The following is an 18,189-nucleotide window of genomic DNA, read 5'->3' on the forward strand; positions in this document are numbered from 1 at the left end:
CTGGCTATCAGCGCTCCGGCCACGAACTGATCACTGTGTAAGGCGTCTGCAGGTCCCTCTCGGGGATTTCCCAGATCAGCAGTTTCGGCGGTGTCTGGCGGAATGCCGGGCTGTCGAAATAGGCGTTCGCAGCGCCTGAGAACTCGCCGCCGTCCTTGGCGAAGTTGCCGATCGGGGCGCCCAGTTCCTTTTGCAGAAAGCCCACAAAACCCGAATTGCGCGAGAACGAGGTGCCGATGAGGGCGACATTCGGCAGGCTACTGTCGCCAAACAGGTCATCAAGGTTATCGCCGCCCGCCGCCGCTTGGTCGGCAAGCTCGCTGATCTGCGTCGCAGCCACGTCTTGCGCGGGGGGCTGCAACGCCAGCGGCAACCAGTCGAGCCCGGCCAGACGCACCAGATCGCCTGGGCGCTCGGTCATCGGCGCAGTGCTGACCTGAAACTGCCGCTGCGGAGTTGCCTTGATGCCAGCCTGCTGAACGTGCACCGCAATTGCCTTGGCAGCTGTATTGGCACCCGCTTCGCTCCAGTGCGTGTCGGTGCGCAGGTACGCTGTTTCACCCAGCGATTGCAGGGGTGCACTCAGGTCGAGTGTGTCGACGCCGGCCGCGTTCAGGTCAGTGGTCCAACTTGCAACCCGGGCCTGTAGCACGTCAGGCCGGTAGAGCCCGCAGCGTTGAGTGGCGGCAATACGGCTCTTGTCCGGTACGATGGCGACCAGCAGGTCAATGCCGCGCTTTTTCAGGCTGCGCTGCACGTCGATCACCGCTTGGGCCTTGCGTTGCGCATTGGCCTGGGCATTACGATTGAGCTTGAATTCGTCGGTCAGGAACAGCCAGCCCGGGCAGCCCTCACGGACACGCGGGCCGGTGTCATGGAACAGCAGCCAACTCGCGCCACGCTCGATGTTGGCGGCTTTCTGTGCCAGAAATGTTCCGGACAGCTGTTTGGCCAGCTTGTGAGTAACTTCACCGTGCAGGGCGGCATCGAGGGTAAGCGGTTTCGGCAGCAGCTCGACCTTGCCGCCAAGCAGCAGCATGCAGGAAGACAGCAAGCCGACGCCGAGGAACACTGCCAGCGTAATACCCGCCACATTGCCGGCACGCATGGCCAGTTGGCCGGGGGGCGGCGGTACGGCCGACGGACTGGTCATGGGCACCGCCCTCAAAACTGAAAGTACAGAAACGGAACCGTCTCGCGGCTGGCAATCAGCGCGAACGACAATAGAAATCCGGCAACCGGCCATAGCGCCGCTCCCCAGACAAACACCAGGTGTTTACCAAAGCGCTGTTCGCAGCGCACCTGCGCTAACGGCGCGAGCACACAGGCCACACCCAGCAATGCCGCCATGCCGTGCGCCGGACGCAAGGTCACGGCCAGCGTATCGCCAAGGCCCAGACCGTGCAGGCCGAACTGCCCGGCATACATCGTCATCGCAGTGGCGAAGTCCGGAGCGCGGAACAGTGTCCAGGCCAGGCAGACGAACAGCAGCGTCAGCAGATGCGCCAGCGGCTTGGGAATGGCGGGCAGGCTTGAGCGCGACCAGGCGCGATCAACGCACAACGCCACGCCATGCGCTGCCCCCCACAGCAGGTAATTCCAGCTGTCGCCGCCGTGCCACAGACCGGCAATCGCCATGGTCAGGAACAGGTTGCGATAGGTGTTCCAGACGCCGTGACGATTACCGCCCAGCGCGATGTACAAGTAATCGCGCAGCCAGCTGGACAGTGACAAATGCCAGCGTCGCCAGAAGTCCTGAATGCTGTTGGCCAAATACGGGCGGTTGAAGTTTTCCGGGAAGTGAAAGCCCAGCATCAGCCCCAGACCGATGGCCATGGCGCTGTACCCGGCGAAATCGAAAAACAGTTGCAGCGAGTACGCCAGACAGCCGACCCAGGCATCCACCAGCGACGGGTTCTGCACATGAAACGCTACGTCGACCAGGGGTGACAACGTATCGGCCACCAATACTTTCATGCTCATGCCAATCATGAACCGCCGTGCGCCCAAGGCGAAGTTCTGGCGGTTGAAATGACGCTGCACCAGCTCGCGGCGCACCCAGTCATAGCGAATGATCGGGCCGGCAATCGAATGGCCGAACATTGAGATGTACGTGGCGTAATTGATGAAACTGCGCTCGACCGGCACGGTATGCCGGTGAACATCCACCAGATAGGAAATTGCCTGCAACACAATGAACGAAAGCCCGGCTGGCAGCGCCACCCGCTGCCATTCCAGAGGCATTGCTCCGTAATACGTGATCAGCTCACTCCAGGTGCCAGCCACGATATTGGCGTATTTGTACCAGCACAGCACAACGACGTTGACGACGATCAACGCTGCCAATAGGCGAATTCGCCCCTTTGAGCCTTCCCGTGCCCGATCTATCAGCAAGCCGCCGACCCAGGCCACCAGCGTCAGGACCATGTGTAGCGACAGGAACAACGGGCTCAGCCAGCCGTAGAACAGCCAACTGCCAATCAACAGCGTGACGTTACGCCAGGCCGCAGGGCTCAATGCGTAGGCCAGCAAAAAAGCGGGCAGGAACACCATCAGAAACTCGAGCGAGGCGAATACCATAACGACGACAGAGCCTGATCAGTTGGACAATGAGTCCGTGGCCGACAACAGGCGCGGACCTGTGGCGGACGGTACCAGCAATACGCTGTAGCGCTCGCCGGCCTTGAGTTCGCCCAGATCCAGTGGCGCGCCGACAGTGGCGTTGGCGCAGACCAGTTGCACGGACAGGCTCACCGGATTGATCGAGCGACGCTGCAGCGTGCCGGTCGGGACCGCCTTGAACAGGTCGCCGCTGCGACCGGCCGGGCGCAGGCTTGCCTCGCTGCAGCCGGCATCAAGGCTGAAGAACGCCAGTGAAGCCTTCAAACCATTGAAGTCATCCGGCTGCTCACGAACGGTGACAGGCGTGAGGCTGCCATCGGCCTGCGCAGTGACCACGACCGTGGCGAACTCGCCGGGCTCGACACTGATGTCCAGTGGCAGCTTTTTATCACCGCTGATCAGCGTGCCTTTTACCGGGCTGCTGGCCTGCACCGGGAAGAACAGAGAGACAGGCTTCGTCATGTCCAGTTGCAACGGCGTCTGACCTTCGCGGGCTATCACCTGCAGCGGCGCAGTGGCAGCATTGATGAAGCGAATGAACGCCGAATCCTGCGCAGGCCCGGTGGGATACAGGGCGATATCGGCTGCACAAGCGTCAAAACCGATCAACAGGGCCGCAACGCTGCCAGCCATCAGGCGCACGGTAATCATTGTTTGGCCCCTGCTGCGCTGACGCTGGTGACCGGTAATCCGGCCAGTGCATCGCCAATTGCAGTTCCCCAGGACTTATAACCGGCGACCGTGAAATGCTGGCCGTCAGTGGTGATCCATTGCCCAGGGCTGGAAAAACTCAGCGAATCGATATAGGTGCACGGTGCCACGTTGCTGGCCAGAAACTGCGACATCAACTGGGTGCGTGCATCGTTCTTCTGATACATGCCACCGACCTTGCCCCACGCCGGGCCGACCCAGGCGCACTTGGTGCCGGTAGCAGCGATGGCCTTGGTCAGGCTGGTCACGCTCTGCCACGCCCAGGCCTTGGGAAATGAAGGCTTGTCGTAGGACGCCATGGTGTCGCCGATCACGATGACAACCAGATCAGGTTTGTCAGCGGCGATCAGCTCGGCAATCGGTGTGGTGGTTGCGTCGCGGCCCTTGATGACAATCTTGCCGTTGCCTGTTTGCTCGGCGCCACAATCGACCTTCTTGCTGATCAGCCAGTCACCGGCACTGGCCCCGCAGGCACCAATCGAATGCACGATGGCGCCTTGCCTGGTCAGGTTGTCATGCAGCGGCTCCATCAGATGGTCGGCCAGACTCATGTGGCTTTCTCCCAGGACCAGAAGGGTCATACCGGCAAGAACGGAAGGCATCGAATTCTCCAGAAATCAGTTGGAATAAGGTGAACGGTAAGGGCTGACCGGCAGTTCCATGGGGCCGGTCATGTCCTCGAACATGTAGCGCAGGTAAAGAGCGCCGCCTAACTGGCGATAGTCCCGAGCGTTGTCCAGGCCCAGGTTGGCCCCGAGAAACAGCCTGGAATTGAGCTTGTACTCACCCGCCGCGCTCAGGTTGTAGCCAAGCCCTGTTTTGCTCTGCCCTGCGTAGCGCTGGCCGGAAGCGGCTTGCAGGTTGCTGTCGTCGGGGAAGAACTCGGCGCCGTCCTGCTTGAAGTGCTGGACTCCGACCGAACTCTTGATCTGATAGCTGAAGCGCTCGGTGCGCTGCGACCACATCACCGGCAGGCCAATGGCAAAGAAGCTTTGCGGGCTGAAATAGCCACCGTGGCCGTAGGTGAAGTAACTCTGGTCGTTGGCGTAGCTCATGCCCATCACGCTGAGGCCGGCGGTCAGCTTGCTGTCCTCGGTATTGCGCAGGTACCAGTAAACGCCTCCGCCCACTTCGCCGCGGGTGTTGGATTTTACGTTGGTGCCAACCAGCTTGTGCCAGGAGCCGTAGCCATAGCCGCCGATAGTCTGATCGTCGTAGCTGATCTGACCACGCCCACCGTTGGCCGTGACGCCGCCCCAAGAGAGGCCGCTGCGCTCGTCAGTGGAACCGGCAAAGGAGGTCACGCTGTCAGTGACCGGGCGCCGCGACACGTTGAGGCCGTAACGCAGATCAGGGTTGTCACCCAGCGGTCGGTCGACGCTCGCGCCCCCCACGACCGTGCTGTATTTGAAGCCCATCGGCGTCGTACCGATGTCAGCCTTGAGGCCTTCCTCGGGACGTTCGAACGCCACTGCCAGACCGACACCCTTATCGCTTTGCGAACCCGCAGCACCGTTGGTGCCGCCGCCGAAGCGGGAACCCGAACCGGACTTTACGCTGCCGGCATTCAACGACACCGGCGTGACGCGCACGGCAATCCGGTTGTCACCGGCCGGAACATTGATCTCCAGCGGGGTCTCGACCACGGTGAGTTTGCTCAGGCCGGATTCGCTGTTGTTGCTGCGCACGGTCAACCCTTGGGTGACGAAGCCGCTGCGCCGCTCCAGAATGCGATTAAGCGCCTGCTGCGCGCTGCTGGCCTGATCGCGATCGACGGTTGCCAGAAACGGATTATCACGCACGCTCTGTGTAGGCCTGACCGGCAGCGGTTGTGGTGAGACCACCTGACCGAGATAAGCCGTGTCGCGTGGCGCGACGGTTTCGGCCGTCGCACCACCGCCGAGTGTCACCTGGGCAGGGGCTGGAATCGCCGACACGGCAGACAGGCTGCGGGAGCCCGAGGCCGCGAACGGGTTGGCTGCCGCGTTGGTGGATGGGCCAGCCTGCGCCAGCGCGCGCTGCTTTTCACTCTGTTCTATGGCCACGGCTTTGCGCAGCAACTCAGTGGCGGCTGCGGTCTGCCCCATGCTCTGATAGATTCGCGCAGCTTCGGTCAGGGTCTGCGGGTCGTTACGTTCCAGCGTACGAAGCTGGCCCAGCGCCTTTTCGGCGAATGAATAATCATGGGCCTTTACCGCTGCATCGGCCGCGCCCAGCAGCACTTGCGGATCATTGGGCTGGCGCTGCAATAACGGTTTGTACAGTTCGAACGCTCTGACATGTTCCCCCTTGGCGGTGTACATCCGGGCGAAGGCAGACACTGCCTGAATGTCGTCCGGACGCTGTGCCAACGCGGGGGCAAGCGTGTTGTAGGCGCCTGCCAGGTCGCCACCTTCACGCAGCAGATCGGCCTGGCGAATGCGGTATCGATAAAGCACGTCATCGAAACGCTTGCGGGTAGATGCGCCCATCGGCTGGCCCTGCACATTGCGCAGGATCGCATTGACCTGCACGTCATCACCCGCGGCCAGCAGCAGACCGGCGTATTGCAGCATCAGGTCTGCCGACGGCGCAGGCGCCTGGGCAATGGCGGCGCGAGCCATATCGCGGCCACGCTCCGGTTCGCCCGCATCAATGTAAGCGCTGGCCAGCGTGAGTTGACGCTCCGGACTGTTACTGGCAACCGGTTGCAGACGATCAAGCAGTGCCAGCGCTTCCTGACGCTGCCCGCGGCGGGCGATACCGATGGCCAGATTGATCTGCACCGTCATGGTGATATCGTCGGCCAGCGCTCTCATGTCCGGGGTTCGCTGATCAACAGGGATGCGCGCAAAAGTTGCTTGTGCGTCCTGCCAACGGCCCATTTCCACTGAAAGCAATGCGCTGGTGTAAAGCGCATCGATATTGTTGGGCTGGGCCTTGAGCAATTCGTCGATCAGCGCGCGGGCCTTCGGCGCCTCATCGGTCTTGACGTACAGGCGCGCCAGGTCGAAGCGGGTCCAGACATTGTCCGGATCATTCTTCACGGCCTCTTTCAAGGCAGCCTGGGCAGCGCGGAGATCACCGCGCTGCTCGGCCAGCCGCGCCACTTGGGTGGAACGCAGCGCCTTGAAGCGGTCGCTGTTGCCCAGTGCTGCCTGTTCGGCAGGCGACAAGGTGTCGAGCATACGCAACGCTTCATCAGCCTGACCGCTCTGCGCCAACACGTTGATGAGGCCGCGCACGGCTTGCGGGTTACCGCGACGGGTGGCCAGCACCTGACGGTAGCCGGCCAGTGCTGCGTCGAGTTGACCGGCCTGGGCCTGCAGATCGGCCTGGGTCAAACGCACATCGACGCTGTCGGGGTTCTGCCGCTGGACCTGAGACAGCAATTCCTGAGCCTTGCCGGTTTGCCCCCTGGCCTGAAGATCGCGAGCCTGTTGCAACGAGGCCCACAGCTGCACGCTCTCCAACGCGCTTTTCCAACGTGCACCGCCTGGCTGGCGAGTGGCGCGGGTCAGCAGTTGCTCGGCTTCCGACAGTCGATTCTGTTGTTGACGCACCACGCCCAGGCCGCCCAATGCATCGGCATCGTCAGACTTGATTTTCAGTCGCGCGACAAACGCTTCCTCCGCTGCCGCATGATCATTCTTCTCCAGCGCTCTAAGCCCGCGCGCCACCAGCGGATCCTGCTGCCAGCCGGAGGCTGGGCTGTCCGCTGTCTGCTTGCGCCCCTTGTTCATCTGATCCCGAATTTCCTGATCATCGGGATGGACCTTTAGAAACGCGTCGAACAGCGGCAACTGCGCCGCCGTGGGCGGTCCGGTCCAGACCAGCGCCATGCGCCAGCTCTGATCGGCGTCACCAGCGATGTCCGGATGAGTGCTCAAGCGCGCCAATGCGGCGATACCTTCGGCGCGACTGTCTTCGCGACGCGCCAGATGCTTGGCAAAAAACAGTGCAAGGATCGAGTCGTCCGGGTTCTGCCGCATCAGGCGCTCAAAGCCTTTACGCGCCTCGGGCCAGTCTGCATTGTTAAAGCCCAGGTTGGTGTAATACTCGCGCCCCACGCTGCCTTCGGGCAAACGGCCGTTGAACAGCTTGCGAAATACTCCGGTCGCCTTGTCGCGCTCACCGGCATCGGCGAGGCGTCGGGCCTCATCGAGCAGCGCCTGATTCTGAGGTTGGCTCAGGGCGATGTCTTGTTCCAGTTGGACGGCTTGCCAAGGCAACGGCGACAGTGACTTCAGCCGAGCCAGATAGGTCTGTGCCTGTTGCGGTGTGTTCTGTCTGACGCCGATCAAGCCCATGCCATACAAGGCGTGTACTTGATAGGGGTCAATCTGCAGTACTTTCTGCCAGATCTCGGTGGCGCGAGCGGCGTTCGAGCGAGCCTGCCAGTATTGGCCCTGCTCGATGAGCTGCGCCTCCACAGCATTGTCTTGAGCATGAGCGACGCTGGCTGCGATAGCGGCAACCAGTCCGATGACTAACGTATGGCGGCGCGCGGGCATGACGTCTCCCAGGACAATGTGAGGGTTCCGTCTTCACGGAACTGATAGCGTTTTTCGACCCAGCCCAACGCAAACAGGCTGAGCATAAGGTTGTAATAAGCGGGTTCGGTGCGGTCTTTCGGATCGCGGGCGAGCGCCTTGCTGACACCGCTTTCAACCCGGCGCTGTTGCTGGTCTACCAGCCAGGTCTGGCCCTTGGCCTGGAAGTACGGCAGCAGCGCGGCTGAATACCCAAACGGTCCCCGGCCCTGGCTCGTACCACCGATGACCTGGACTTTTTCCGGCGGCACACCTTTGGAAGCGGTGCTGCTCGACATCCCGTCGAGACGCGCCAGCACGCGCGCAGCCAGCGGGTCGGAGGCAGGCGTCATGCCCGCCCAGAGGTAGACGCGAATTGCGTCGTAGCTGCCTAGTTCGCCCGTGGCCGGGTCGACCACGAACAGGCCGGTTTTCGGCGAAGTGCCGCGATAACCTACCCAGTCAGCGATAAAGCCTTTCGGGCTCGACGCCTCGATCAGCTTCGCGGTGTTCTCGGCGACTTCCCGCCACGGGCCGTTGGGCACTTCCTTGCTCAGCCGTCGTAACAACGGCATGGGCAGGTAGCTGGGGTTAAGACGCCACAAGTGATCAGGTTGCGCGAAACCTTCAGGACCGGGCAGGAGCATTTTGCCCAGCCCCGGCAGGTTGACGATAAGCCTCGACTCGACGGTCTTGAGCAGCGCCAGCGCATCGTTTCGATACGCCGGGTGCTGCCAGATGCGCGCGGCTTCCAGCAGCGCGTAAATGATCCACAGGTCGGCATCCGAGGCTGAGTTGGCATCCTGAAGTTTCCAGCTGCCATCCGCGCCCTGCCCCCATAGCCAGCCCGGCAGTCGGGTCTTGGGCTCTGCGCCCATCATGTTCGCGACCGTCCACGTCCAGAGCTTGTCGAAGCGCTCGCGGTCATTGGCGACCAAGGCGAACAACATGCCGTAGGACTGGCCTTCCGAAGTACTGTGGTTGGCTTGCAGGCTGGATTCCAGCATGCGCCCGTCCGGCTGCACATAACGCGTTGCATAGTCCTGCCAGAATGGCCAGGCCGGACTGTTGCACGCGGCGGATGCCAGCGCAGGCGTCAGGGTTGCCGACGCCAGCAGACCGGTTATCCAGCCTGCGGCACGGCGCAGGTTCATGGTTAAGACCGGCATGGCTTATTCATGCTCCAGACGACGCTTGGCAAGCGAACGCAGGGTCAGGTAGGCAACGCCGGTGACCAGGACTACGCCAATGGCCATGACCAGCAACAGCCACAACACGTTGCGCGACATCAGCCACTGCAAGCGCTTTAGCGGACCAAGATCACCGACGAAATAGGTTTGTTCGGCAACCAGCGCATCGACCGAGTCGCCATGCACCACTACCAGACTACCCTGCACCTTGTCGCTGCTGCTCAACGCCTTGGCCACATCGGTCAGCCCGCCGGGCTGACCGGCAGAGATCAACACGACGCTGCGGCCTTTGTGCAACGGTGATTCAAAACCGGTCAGGAAGGTGCTGTGTGCGTCGCTGGAAAAGGCAATTTTGACTTTGGCGCGGCGCTGGTTTTCATCCGGGTCCGGACTCATCCAGTCACGCAGGCGGAAGGACAGATCGGAAAGCTCGAAGCCCTGCTGCTGACCATTATCAGAGGTTGGCAAGCGATCGGCCCATTGCTTGAGCAACGGCTGATCGGAGCCCGAGGACATGACCAGAATGTCCTTGTCGGCGGCAGTGGCAATCTGCGCAGCCTGAATCACTGAAACGCCAGTCGCCGGATACCCGGTCGACTCACCGAAACGCCCCAGCACATTGAGGTAAGCGCTGATATCGGCAGCGCTCGGCTGGTCAGCCAGCACAACAGCGGTCTGCGACAGGTCTGCCATGCGGGTGAACGGGAAACCCGAGTCCTTGAACACGCCCAGGTTCGGCATCGCCATGAAGTGGTCGTAACCGCTGAGATCCAGCGTCGATTCCGGGTCGATACTGCCACGCATGTTATCGATTATGATGTCGCCGCACTCGCCCTGCTTGAGGTAATCGAACATGTAGCGCAGTTGCAGGCGAGATTGCAGGGCTACGGCGTTAAGCGGCAGATACACCCGCGCTTCACGGCTGACCGAGTCGTTGCCACCGGTGAGGCGGGACAGAATCGAATTGCTCAGATTATCAATGGACGGCAGCGGCTCGGCCTTGATCAGGGTGTCGTTGAGGCTGACCATGATCGACGAGTTGTTGGAGCGCTCTTGTGGCGTGTAGCTGTATTTGAGTTTCAGCGGCACGCCATCTTCGCGCCAGCTGAACAGATCAGGCGGCAGGTTCAGCGGTACGGTGATATCGCCAGGATCGTAGCCGGAGACGTTCAGCTTGTTGGCAGGCATCAGTTCGCCGAGCTTGACCGGTCGATCACTGGGCAACCAGTTCGGCGCGTCGTAGGGCTTGCGTGGCTGGAGCATGTCGACACGCTCGATCAGTGCGCTGCTGCCGACCAGGCTTTGCCCGCCGACCACCAGTGCATTGACCGCACGTTTGAGCTCGGCCGAATTGCGCCCGGTAATGACCAGCAGTTTGCCGTTCGGGTCATTGGGATGGGTCACCATTGTCAGGCTCGGGCCCTTGGGGGCGGGCATCGTCAGCGCACCGAGTTGCAGCGGCCCGTCGCCCGTGAGCAGTACCAACGCGTTGCCTTTGGCCGGCAGCTCATTGAAATGCGCCGGGAAGCTGGCCATACGCGAGCGGGTCTTGGCTGCACCGATCCAGGAGGCCAGCGCACCCGCAGCTTCCATCGTGGCGTTGTCGGGAGCAGCACCCATCACCACCGGCAGGCTCACGTCACGGTCATCACGGCGGTCGAAAAACGGCAGCGGCAGAATCGACAGATCGTTTGGCAATGCGAATGGCGTAACCCGTATATCCAGACGCGTCTCGTTATTGATTCGCGCCCAGAGACTGGAGTGCTTCGGGTCTTCGCAGCTCATCGTATAGTGACCGATGAACTGCAAGCTCAGGCGGTTGAACTCGGTAATCATTTGTGGAGGAAGCTCGATCACCTGAGTCTGCGGCTTGCCCGCACCGTCCTTGGGCAGCGGTAGGGTCGCGGCCACTTCGTCGTTGATCATGACGTTGATCTGCGACAGATCTGCCAGCAGCGACGGTGAATAGCTGTAGCTCAGGGTCAGGCTTGCGCCGGTCACCACCTGATCGGCACGCACGTTGAAGTTGACGCTGTCGGTGGCATCGACGCCGCGCAGGTTCATCGGGTAATTGCGCCCCAATTGCTGCAGCGTCACGCTGTAGCCGTCGTTTGTGGTTGCCGGTTGAGCAGCTGCTGCAACACCACCCGTGGAGAGAACGGACAACGCACAGGCCAACAGCGCCCATGAGCGGCGAACGGCGAACCGCTCGGCACCGAGAAAATACCGTTTAGTCATGACTATTCAATCCATCAGTTTGCAGGAGGTGGGGAAGGTCTTTTGCGTGTTGGCAATAACCGGCTGAAATCCTTGTGAGTAGCCTTGAGCAACTCGATGACGCCGCGGACACCGATATGACTGACTTCGCGCAGCGCAGCCAGGGGTGAATCCGGTTTGCCATGCCCCCAGGTAGAGGCCCAGGTGTCGGCACGGCCGAATGTAAGGCGTACCAGCTCGCTTTGCTGTCGCAGCGACAAATCACCGAAATGTGTGCCCAGGTAGCCATCTCGGCAGAACATCACCGTGGCCGGGAACTCATTGACCTGCGCACCGCGATACAGCGCCACAGTGATGTGGTCGCCAGCGCCAATACCCGAGTCGGCAGGCAGCAAAAGGCCCAGACCGGTCTGCGAAAAATCCTGGGTCACGGCGTTGAACATCACACCGTCGGTACGGGTGACGCGAATCGGCAGTTTTGCCTGTACCCGGGGCTCAGTGCGCACCTGGCGAATCTCGCTGGCTACTGCAATGGCGGCACTGGTGATAATGATGTTGTAGAGCGTCCAGGCCATGTTGATCACGATGGTCAGAGTGATCGCATCATTGTTCCAACCCAACTGATACAGGCTGTAGATACCGAGCACAAAAACCACAGCGTTCAGCGTCAGCAACACGATATAAGGCCGCGCCAGCGCCCAGTCGAAAAATTTCTCTTCGACCACACCGCCCTTGTCGGTGACGTTGAAACCACCGAATTTCGGGTTGATCATCGCCATCAGCACCGGCCCCATGATGTACCAGGCCAGCACTGCCTCGTAGACCTCGTTCCAGAACGAATGCCGGAAGCGGCCCTGTATCTTCGAGTTGGTCAGGCTGGCGTGTGCAAGGTGTGGCAACACATAGGCAGTGATCATCAGCGCCGATGCGTGCATGACTTCGGCACCAAACAGCAGGTAGGCCAGCGGCGCGGTGAGGAACACCAGACGCGGCAGGCCATAAAAGAAGTGCAACATGGAGTTGGCGTAGCACAACCGCTGGCCGATCGACAGGCCCTTGCCGAGCAGCGGATTGTCGGTGCGGAAAATCTGCGCCATGCCCCGCGCCCAGCGAATGCGCTGGGCCACATGGCGCGACAGGCTTTCGGTGGCCAGACCTGCGGCCTGCGGGATAGCCAGATAGGCCGTGTTGTAACCCGCACGGTTGAGCTTGAGCGCAGTGTGCGCGTCTTCGGTCACGGTTTCGGTGGCAACACCGCCGACTTCCAGCAACGAGGAGCGACGCAGCACCGCACAGGAGCCACAAAAGAACGTCGCGTTCCACAGGTCATTGCCATCCTGCAGCAAGCCGTAAAACAGTTCACCTTCGTTGGGCACACTGCGGAACGTGTCGAGGTTCTTTTCAAACGGGTCCGGCGAAAAGAAAAAGTGCGGCGTCTGCAACATCGCCAGCTTCGCATCCTTGATAAACCAGCCCATGGCGACTTGCAGAAAAGAACGGGTCGGAACGTGATCGGCATCAAACATGGCGATGTATTCGCCGTCGGTGCTCTTGAGCGCCTCGTTGAGGTTGCCGGCCTTGGCGTGACGATTATTGTCGCGCGTCAGGTAGCCCACTCCGATCTGCTCACAGAACTCACGGAAGTCTTCGCGACGGCCATCATCAAGCACATAGACCCGCAGCTTGTCGCGTGGCCAGTCGATGGACTGTGCAGCAAAAATGGTCAGCTTCACGATGCTCAGCGCTTCGTTGTACGACGGGATGAACACATCCACGGTCGGCCACTGGCTGGAATCACTCGGCATGATCACCGGCTTGCGGTGCAACGGCCAGGCTGTCTGTACATAACCCAGTACGATCACGATCAGCGTATAGCACTCGGCAACGATCAGCCCGTAACCCAGCAGGCTGTCCAGCCAGTTCTCGAAATCCAGGGTCGACGTCAGGCGCCAGTACATGTAACGAAACGAGGCCAGCAGCGAAAGCGTCACCAGTGCCAGCACTGACAGACGTCCCGGTATCTTGCGAATCAACAGCATTGCGGCAAAGCATGCCAGGGCAAAAAAGCACTGCGCGGTGAGGTCGAGTGGCGCGGTGACGACCAGCGCCATCAGCAGTAAGCCGACCACAATCGAGGTGATTTTCAGAACCCGGCGCAAGGTCTTTGGCAGGCCGTCGAACCCTGCCGTTAAAGCATTCAGCCACGACGATGTGCGCGTCCGGGGTACGGACGCGTCGAGCGACAGGTTGGTCATGACAATTGAGTCTCTTTTACTTCCTGAGCCAGCAGTCGGGCAATCAGTACATGACTCATCGCGCGCAGGTCCTGAGTACCGGGTGAGGCACTTGGCACCTGAACCGGGTTATGCCCGTAAGCCAGGGCTTCTGCGAGCGCATCATCCTTGCGTATGACGCCCAGCAGGCGCTTGCCCAGGCGCCGCTTCAGCACGTCATGCATGTCGCAACTGAACGTGCGCGATGCATCGAACTGATTGATGACGTAATGACAGACTGGCGGTTGCGGGCGTGCCAGCACCGGCGCGAGCCAACCCTGCAGTTGATCCAGCGTCAGGTAACACGCCGCATCGGCGGTGAGCACGGCCAGCACCTGGTCGGCGGCATTCAATGCCTGCTGGAGCATTTGCAGATCGCCGCACGGCACGTCAAGAATCACCACATCACGCGGATTCAACTGCATGCGGGCGATCTGGCGAACCAGCCAGTTTGTGTCGTTTTCCTGAAAGCGCTGAAGAGAGTGGCGTTCATCCGGCTGCAGCGCGTCATAGGGCAGCAACTGCGTGTCGGCAGACCCACTCAGCAGCAGTGCGCGCCAGTTTTCACCGAAGAGACTGGCACCACCAGGACCTGCTACATCCGGGCTGGCGTTGAGGTGATGCTGCAAGGCGTTCTGAGGGTCGAGGTCGATGGCCAGTGTCTGCCCGCCGGGTACTCTGACCAGACTGGCAAGTGCCGCACTCAGGGTACTTTTACCGACCCCGCCCTTGGCGGATATCACCGCGATGACATGCGCCGGAGTCCTTGATGGTTGATCCTTGCCCTTCGATTGAACCAGCGCTTCGTTGTTGCGTACCAGCGCTTCAGTCTGTCGCGCCGTGGCCGCCTCGGCGAGCAGATTCCCCAGTGGACCCGATGTCGTACGTTTGGCCACCAGACTCAAGGCTGGATCAGACTGAACAGGCAGCTCTGTAAAAAGCTGCTCAACACTCGGTTGAAGAATCACGCTGTGCAGCGCAACAGGGGTCTTACCGGAAGCCGACGATTCCTGGTAATCCAGGCTGCTGTCCATTTCCAGATAACCTTCAGAACTTGCGCCAAAATGTCGAAACAAATTAGCTACGTCGTCAGTTCGGTTCATCCTTTACGACCTCAGATAGGGGCCGTAACGCACGGTCCTTGTGAAAAAGCATTAACACTAATGTGTGGTATCACTTTGATACTGTCAATAAATTGATGCAAATTGACTGAACTTTCTCGATAAGCGGTATTTTTCTCAAAATATGACATTTAATTGGCGATTGAAAACGGTGATTCGGTCGTTTTCAGTGAGACAGGGGGGTGGAGAAACATCCGGCAGATAGCGGACTATGCATCTATCAAGATGCTATAACCGTCTATCTGCGAGAAAATTGATCGGAACCGATCAGTGACTGGTTTGACTCTGAGCTGTTTCCGCTGACTGAGGTAACGCCATGCCCTTGGGCCACAACAGCCAGATGTTGCCCTTCTGCTTCATGTCTCCAGCCAGCTTGCCGGCTTCGTCGCCGGTGCCCCAGAAAAGATCAGCGCGTACTTCACCGGCAATCGCACCACCGGTGTCCTGCGCCGCAACCGGGCGCACCACGCTGCTGCCGTCCGGACGCGTGGTGGACAACCAGAGCAGGCTGCCCAGCGGAATCACCTTGCGGTCGATGGCCACGCTGTAACCTGGCGTGAGCGGCACGTTGAGCGAGCCGCGCGGGCCTTCATTGCTGTCAGGGTTGCGGGCAAAAAACACGTAACTCGGGTTGCTGGCCAGAAGCTCGCTGACCCGCTCCGGATGCGCCTTGGCCCAGGCCGCGATGCTGCCCATGGTCACGTCTTCCTTCTTCACCTGCCCCTGTTCTACCAGCCAACGACCAATCGCGCGATACGGACGACCGTTCTGATCGGCATAGCCCAGACGCAGCTGCGAGCCATCCTCCAGACTCACTCTTCCGGAGCCCTGGATCTGCAGGAACTGCAGATCCATAGGGTCGGTCAGCCAGGCAATCACCGGCGCGTTCAAGCCTTGCGTGTTGATCGTCGCAGCATCGTCGTAGGGTTTGAGCACCCGCCCTTCAAGCCGTCCACGCAGACGCTTGCCCTTGAGTTCGGGGTAAATACTGTCCAGATTGACTACGATCAGGTCATCCGGAATACCGTAGACCGGCACGTTAGCTGTTGCCGTCTGAGTCAGGCTGCCGGGGTAGACTGGCTCGTAATAGCCAGTGATCAGGCCATCGGCACTGCCGCCATCGGAACGCAGGCTGTAGACCTGCAACTGGCTCTGCAAAAACGTACGGATCTGAGCCGCATCAGGCGCAGCCGCGAGACTCGCCGCCGCAGCACACGTCGGCCCCCACACTGCATCAGTCTTGAGGCGGACGCAGGCGCTGCGCCACGAGGCAAAACCGGCCTGCAGGTCGGCATCCGAAACCGCTGGCAGTGCTTCCCAGGTGGCCTGGGTGTAAGTGGTATGCGGCGGCGCAGGCGGCGTCACCGGCTTGTCGGACTTGTCACACGCGGTCAGCAACGCAGTCATTGGCAAAGCCAGCGCCAGGCCCCGCAACCATGGCTTGAAAGAGAGCATCATCAGTAGCACCAATCCTTTTACAGCCCGCAGCAGGCTGGTGGGTGAAGGGTGTCATTGTGGCTGAAGCGGGCGTTGGGTCCTAGGGGGCCGCGCTTTATTGCCCGACAAGCCATTCACCCAATGCCCCTCAAGGCTGGCCCGGATGTGGTTCCGGGTAGTCGCGATTGATGTCGATGGGTTTGGCATAGGGTCCATCCCACAGCTGCTCGTGTAATTGGCCGATGCGTTTGGCCATCGAGCCGTCGTGCATCACCACTTCCAGATTGCGCGAGTTGTCGAGGTAGCCGCCGAGCCAGTTGCTGGTGCCGACCCAGGCAACCTTATTATCAATATCCATGGTCTTGCTGTGGATCACGCGTGCGTAGGGGATAAAGCCCTGAGCTGCCATCGGCAATGTGACGATACGCACCTGCACGTTGGGCACCAGGGCCAGACTTTTGAGGTAGGCGACTTCGGGCATGCCGGTGTTCCAGTCGGACACCATGAGCTTTATCGAAACGCCGCGGGCGGCTGCGCTGCGCAGAGCATTATCGATGACCGCATAGTAAGGCCGGGTTTTGTCGGGGCCGTAGGACAAGGGCGCGTAATCCAGCAACTGGACACGAACCTCGCTTTTGGCTTGCGCCAGCAAACGGGGCAGTTCGGCCTGAGAGTCGACGACCCCTGGCGGGTTATAGCGCTGCGGGCTGGCGGTCAGGTAGTTGCCGTCGGGCACTGTGCTACTGGCCGGGCGCGGCATCGGCGCCGGTTGGCCCTCGGTAATCGCAGCCTGGGCAAGCCAGTCCTGATCGAATATGGCTTGCGTCTGACCCACTACGGTTGCTTCGTCAATGCGCAGGCCGGTTTCGTGGATATGCTCCAGTGAGCGCCAATCGAAGTTCTGGCTACCGATGAACGCCTGTCGGCCATCCACGACCAGGAATTTGGCGTGGATAATGCCGCTGCCGGTGAGCTTGGCGTAGGGCAGCACACGCAGAGTCAGGTTGGGGATGGCGCGCAGTCGCTCAAGGGTCTGCGGGTCGGACAGTTTCAGGCCCTTTTCTTCCAGCAGGAAACGAATTTTCACTCCGCGCAGCCCGGCTGACGTCAGGCTTTCAAGCACCTTGTCCATAACCGAGCCTGCGTGGTCGGCAACGTAGAACTGTTCGATATCGATACGCTCGCGCGCCCCGTCAAACAGCTCGCGCCAGACCTCGCCGGGTGCTCGCAGGTCAGGCGTCTGCAGGTCAGACCCGAGCGGCACGGTGTGTACCAGCTCGAAACCCGGGATGGAGAAGTCTGCTTGCGCGCAAGAACTGCCCAGCAGTAACGCTGCGATCACGGCGCGGTAGCTCTGGGACAGTCGACGATACGAAGGGTAAAAGGGCATTGCGAACCTCATCGCCAGACACAGACAAGATGGCGCATGCCAGAGGCACGCGCCGTTAAGTTGATCAGGCCGTCCGATATTTCGGTTGAGCCGAAGCAGCCGGATGCTCGGCTTCGTCATGAACACGTGCCCCGCTGGAGGCGCGGATCAACAGGATCTTGAGTTGGTCATTGATGCGTTCCAGGCTGTCCTGAAAGTAGTTGTGAAAGACCACGCAGAACAAGGCGATTGCGATACCCAGACCTGTTGCGAACAACGCCGTGCCAATACCGGCAGAAATCTGCCCGGGATCGGACACCCCAGCACTGGCCAGGGCCTTGAAGGTATCGATGATGCCCAGAATAGTCCCCAGCAACCCCAACAGTGGTGCTGCCGTGGTGATGGTCTCGATCAGCCAGAGGCTTCTGGCCAGCGGTGCGCGAGTGCTCAGGTATTGGGTTTCGATGACATCATCCAGGTCTCTGCGCGAGCCCTGCGCATTTTTTTGCGCAAGCACCGGCAGGACCATTTCCAGTGGCAGGCTGGTCCGGCGCGTCAGCGTCTCCGGCAGATCCTTTTCACTGTGCACCGAAGCACCGAGTGCCGTTTGCAGCGCCCGCGACTGGCGACGCACGTAAGCAAAGTAGATGCCTCGTTCGATCGCGACAAAGATCGCTATCGCGATGGCGGCGTACATCACATAGAAGGTGATGTCGTGAAGCTGATTCATGTCCATGG

The 18,189-nt window shown here is 60.7% G+C and carries 12 protein-coding genes; all 12 read right to left on the bottom strand.

The features are described 5' to 3' along the window. Positions 1 to 7 precede the first annotated feature (7 nt). The 12 genes from N018_RS20760 to N018_RS20815 all read right to left on the bottom strand — a co-directional run bounded on the left by N018_RS20760 (position 8) and on the right by N018_RS20815 (position 18,187). Positions 8 to 1,153 carry an alginate O-acetyltransferase AlgX-related protein gene (locus N018_RS20760; RefSeq protein WP_025390633.1) on the bottom strand — a complete coding sequence of 382 codons (1,146 nt, stop codon included), beginning with the start codon at positions 1,151 to 1,153 and terminating at the stop codon, positions 8 to 10. 11 nt (positions 1,154 to 1,164) lie between these two features. Beyond that, on the bottom strand, positions 1,165 to 2,580 hold the full coding sequence (locus N018_RS20765; protein WP_025390634.1) for an MBOAT family O-acyltransferase: 1,416 nt from the start codon (positions 2,578 to 2,580) through the stop codon (positions 1,165 to 1,167). Positions 2,581 to 2,598: 18 nt separating this feature from the next. Further along, positions 2,599 to 3,273: an alginate O-acetyltransferase AlgF gene (locus N018_RS20770; protein ID WP_024644867.1), complete on the bottom strand. Its 675-nt coding sequence runs from the start codon at positions 3,271 to 3,273 to the stop codon at positions 2,599 to 2,601. Beyond that, positions 3,270 to 3,935: an SGNH/GDSL hydrolase family protein gene (locus N018_RS20775; protein ID WP_024644866.1), complete on the bottom strand. Its 666-nt coding sequence runs from the start codon at positions 3,933 to 3,935 to the stop codon at positions 3,270 to 3,272. The genes N018_RS20770 and N018_RS20775 overlap by 4 nt, the downstream gene beginning before the upstream one ends. A 15-nt stretch (positions 3,936 to 3,950) precedes the next feature. Next, complete coding sequence (locus N018_RS20780) at positions 3,951 to 7,826, bottom strand: cellulose biosynthesis protein BcsC (protein WP_025390635.1); 3,876 nt, start codon at positions 7,824 to 7,826, stop codon at positions 3,951 to 3,953. Continuing rightward, a complete protein-coding gene (bcsZ, locus tag N018_RS20785) occupies positions 7,802 to 9,013 on the bottom strand; it encodes a cellulose synthase complex periplasmic endoglucanase BcsZ (protein ID WP_025390636.1) in 1,212 nt (403 codons plus the stop codon). The genes N018_RS20780 and bcsZ overlap by 25 nt, the downstream gene beginning before the upstream one ends. A 3-nt stretch (positions 9,014 to 9,016) precedes the next feature. Further along, positions 9,017 to 11,272 carry a cellulose biosynthesis cyclic di-GMP-binding regulatory protein BcsB gene (bcsB, locus tag N018_RS20790; protein ID WP_025390637.1) on the bottom strand — a complete coding sequence of 752 codons (2,256 nt, stop codon included), beginning with the start codon at positions 11,270 to 11,272 and terminating at the stop codon, positions 9,017 to 9,019. 14 nt (positions 11,273 to 11,286) lie between these two features. Continuing rightward, positions 11,287 to 13,506 carry a UDP-forming cellulose synthase catalytic subunit gene (gene bcsA / locus N018_RS20795; protein WP_024644862.1) on the bottom strand — a complete coding sequence of 740 codons (2,220 nt, stop codon included), beginning with the start codon at positions 13,504 to 13,506 and terminating at the stop codon, positions 11,287 to 11,289. Further along, positions 13,503 to 14,627, bottom strand: coding sequence for a cellulose biosynthesis protein BcsQ (gene bcsQ / locus N018_RS20800; RefSeq protein ID WP_024644861.1), 1,125 nt, complete (start codon positions 14,625 to 14,627; stop codon positions 13,503 to 13,505). Before bcsQ ends, bcsA begins: the two co-directional genes overlap by 4 nt. A gap of 285 nt (positions 14,628 to 14,912) precedes the next feature. Next, positions 14,913 to 16,103, bottom strand: a complete 1,191-nt coding sequence (gene mltA, locus N018_RS20805; protein ID WP_038401495.1) for a murein transglycosylase A — start codon at positions 16,101 to 16,103, stop codon at positions 14,913 to 14,915. A gap of 127 nt (positions 16,104 to 16,230) precedes the next feature. Then, positions 16,231 to 17,472, bottom strand: a complete 1,242-nt coding sequence (locus N018_RS20810) for a phospholipase D-like domain-containing protein (RefSeq protein WP_025390639.1) — start codon at positions 17,470 to 17,472, stop codon at positions 16,231 to 16,233. Positions 17,473 to 17,536: 64 nt separating this feature from the next. After that, on the bottom strand, positions 17,537 to 18,187 hold the full coding sequence (locus tag N018_RS20815; RefSeq protein WP_003365740.1) for a MotA/TolQ/ExbB proton channel family protein: 651 nt from the start codon (positions 18,185 to 18,187) through the stop codon (positions 17,537 to 17,539). Positions 18,188 to 18,189 lie beyond the last annotated feature (2 nt).

The sequence above is a fragment of the Pseudomonas syringae CC1557 genome (assembly GCF_000452705.1).
Classification (GTDB): Bacteria; Pseudomonadota; Gammaproteobacteria; order Pseudomonadales; family Pseudomonadaceae; genus Aquipseudomonas; species Aquipseudomonas syringae_F.

Bases quoted from the DNA above. Each gene is read 5' to 3' on its own strand.
- N018_RS20760 (WP_025390633.1), bottom strand. From the start codon at position 1,153: ATGACCAGTCCGTCGGCCGTACCGCCGCCCCCCGGCCAACTGGCCATG.
- N018_RS20765 (WP_025390634.1), bottom strand. From the start codon at position 2,580: ATGGTATTCGCCTCGCTCGAGTTTCTGATGGTGTTCCTGCCCGCTTTT.
- N018_RS20770 (WP_024644867.1), bottom strand. From the start codon at position 3,273: ATGATTACCGTGCGCCTGATGGCTGGCAGCGTTGCGGCCCTGTTGATC.
- N018_RS20775 (WP_024644866.1), bottom strand. From the start codon at position 3,935: ATGCCTTCCGTTCTTGCCGGTATGACCCTTCTGGTCCTGGGAGAAAGC.
- N018_RS20780 (WP_025390635.1), bottom strand. From the start codon at position 7,826: ATGCCCGCGCGCCGCCATACGTTAGTCATCGGACTGGTTGCCGCTATC.
- bcsZ (WP_025390636.1), bottom strand. From the start codon at position 9,013: ATGCCGGTCTTAACCATGAACCTGCGCCGTGCCGCAGGCTGGATAACC.
- bcsB (WP_025390637.1), bottom strand. From the start codon at position 11,272: ATGACTAAACGGTATTTTCTCGGTGCCGAGCGGTTCGCCGTTCGCCGC.
- bcsA (WP_024644862.1), bottom strand. From the start codon at position 13,506: ATGACCAACCTGTCGCTCGACGCGTCCGTACCCCGGACGCGCACATCG.
- bcsQ (WP_024644861.1), bottom strand. From the start codon at position 14,627: ATGAACCGAACTGACGACGTAGCTAATTTGTTTCGACATTTTGGCGCA.
- mltA (WP_038401495.1), bottom strand. From the start codon at position 16,103: ATGATGCTCTCTTTCAAGCCATGGTTGCGGGGCCTGGCGCTGGCTTTG.
- N018_RS20810 (WP_025390639.1), bottom strand. From the start codon at position 17,472: ATGCCCTTTTACCCTTCGTATCGTCGACTGTCCCAGAGCTACCGCGCC.
- N018_RS20815 (WP_003365740.1), bottom strand. From the start codon at position 18,187: ATGGACATGAATCAGCTTCACGACATCACCTTCTATGTGATGTACGCC.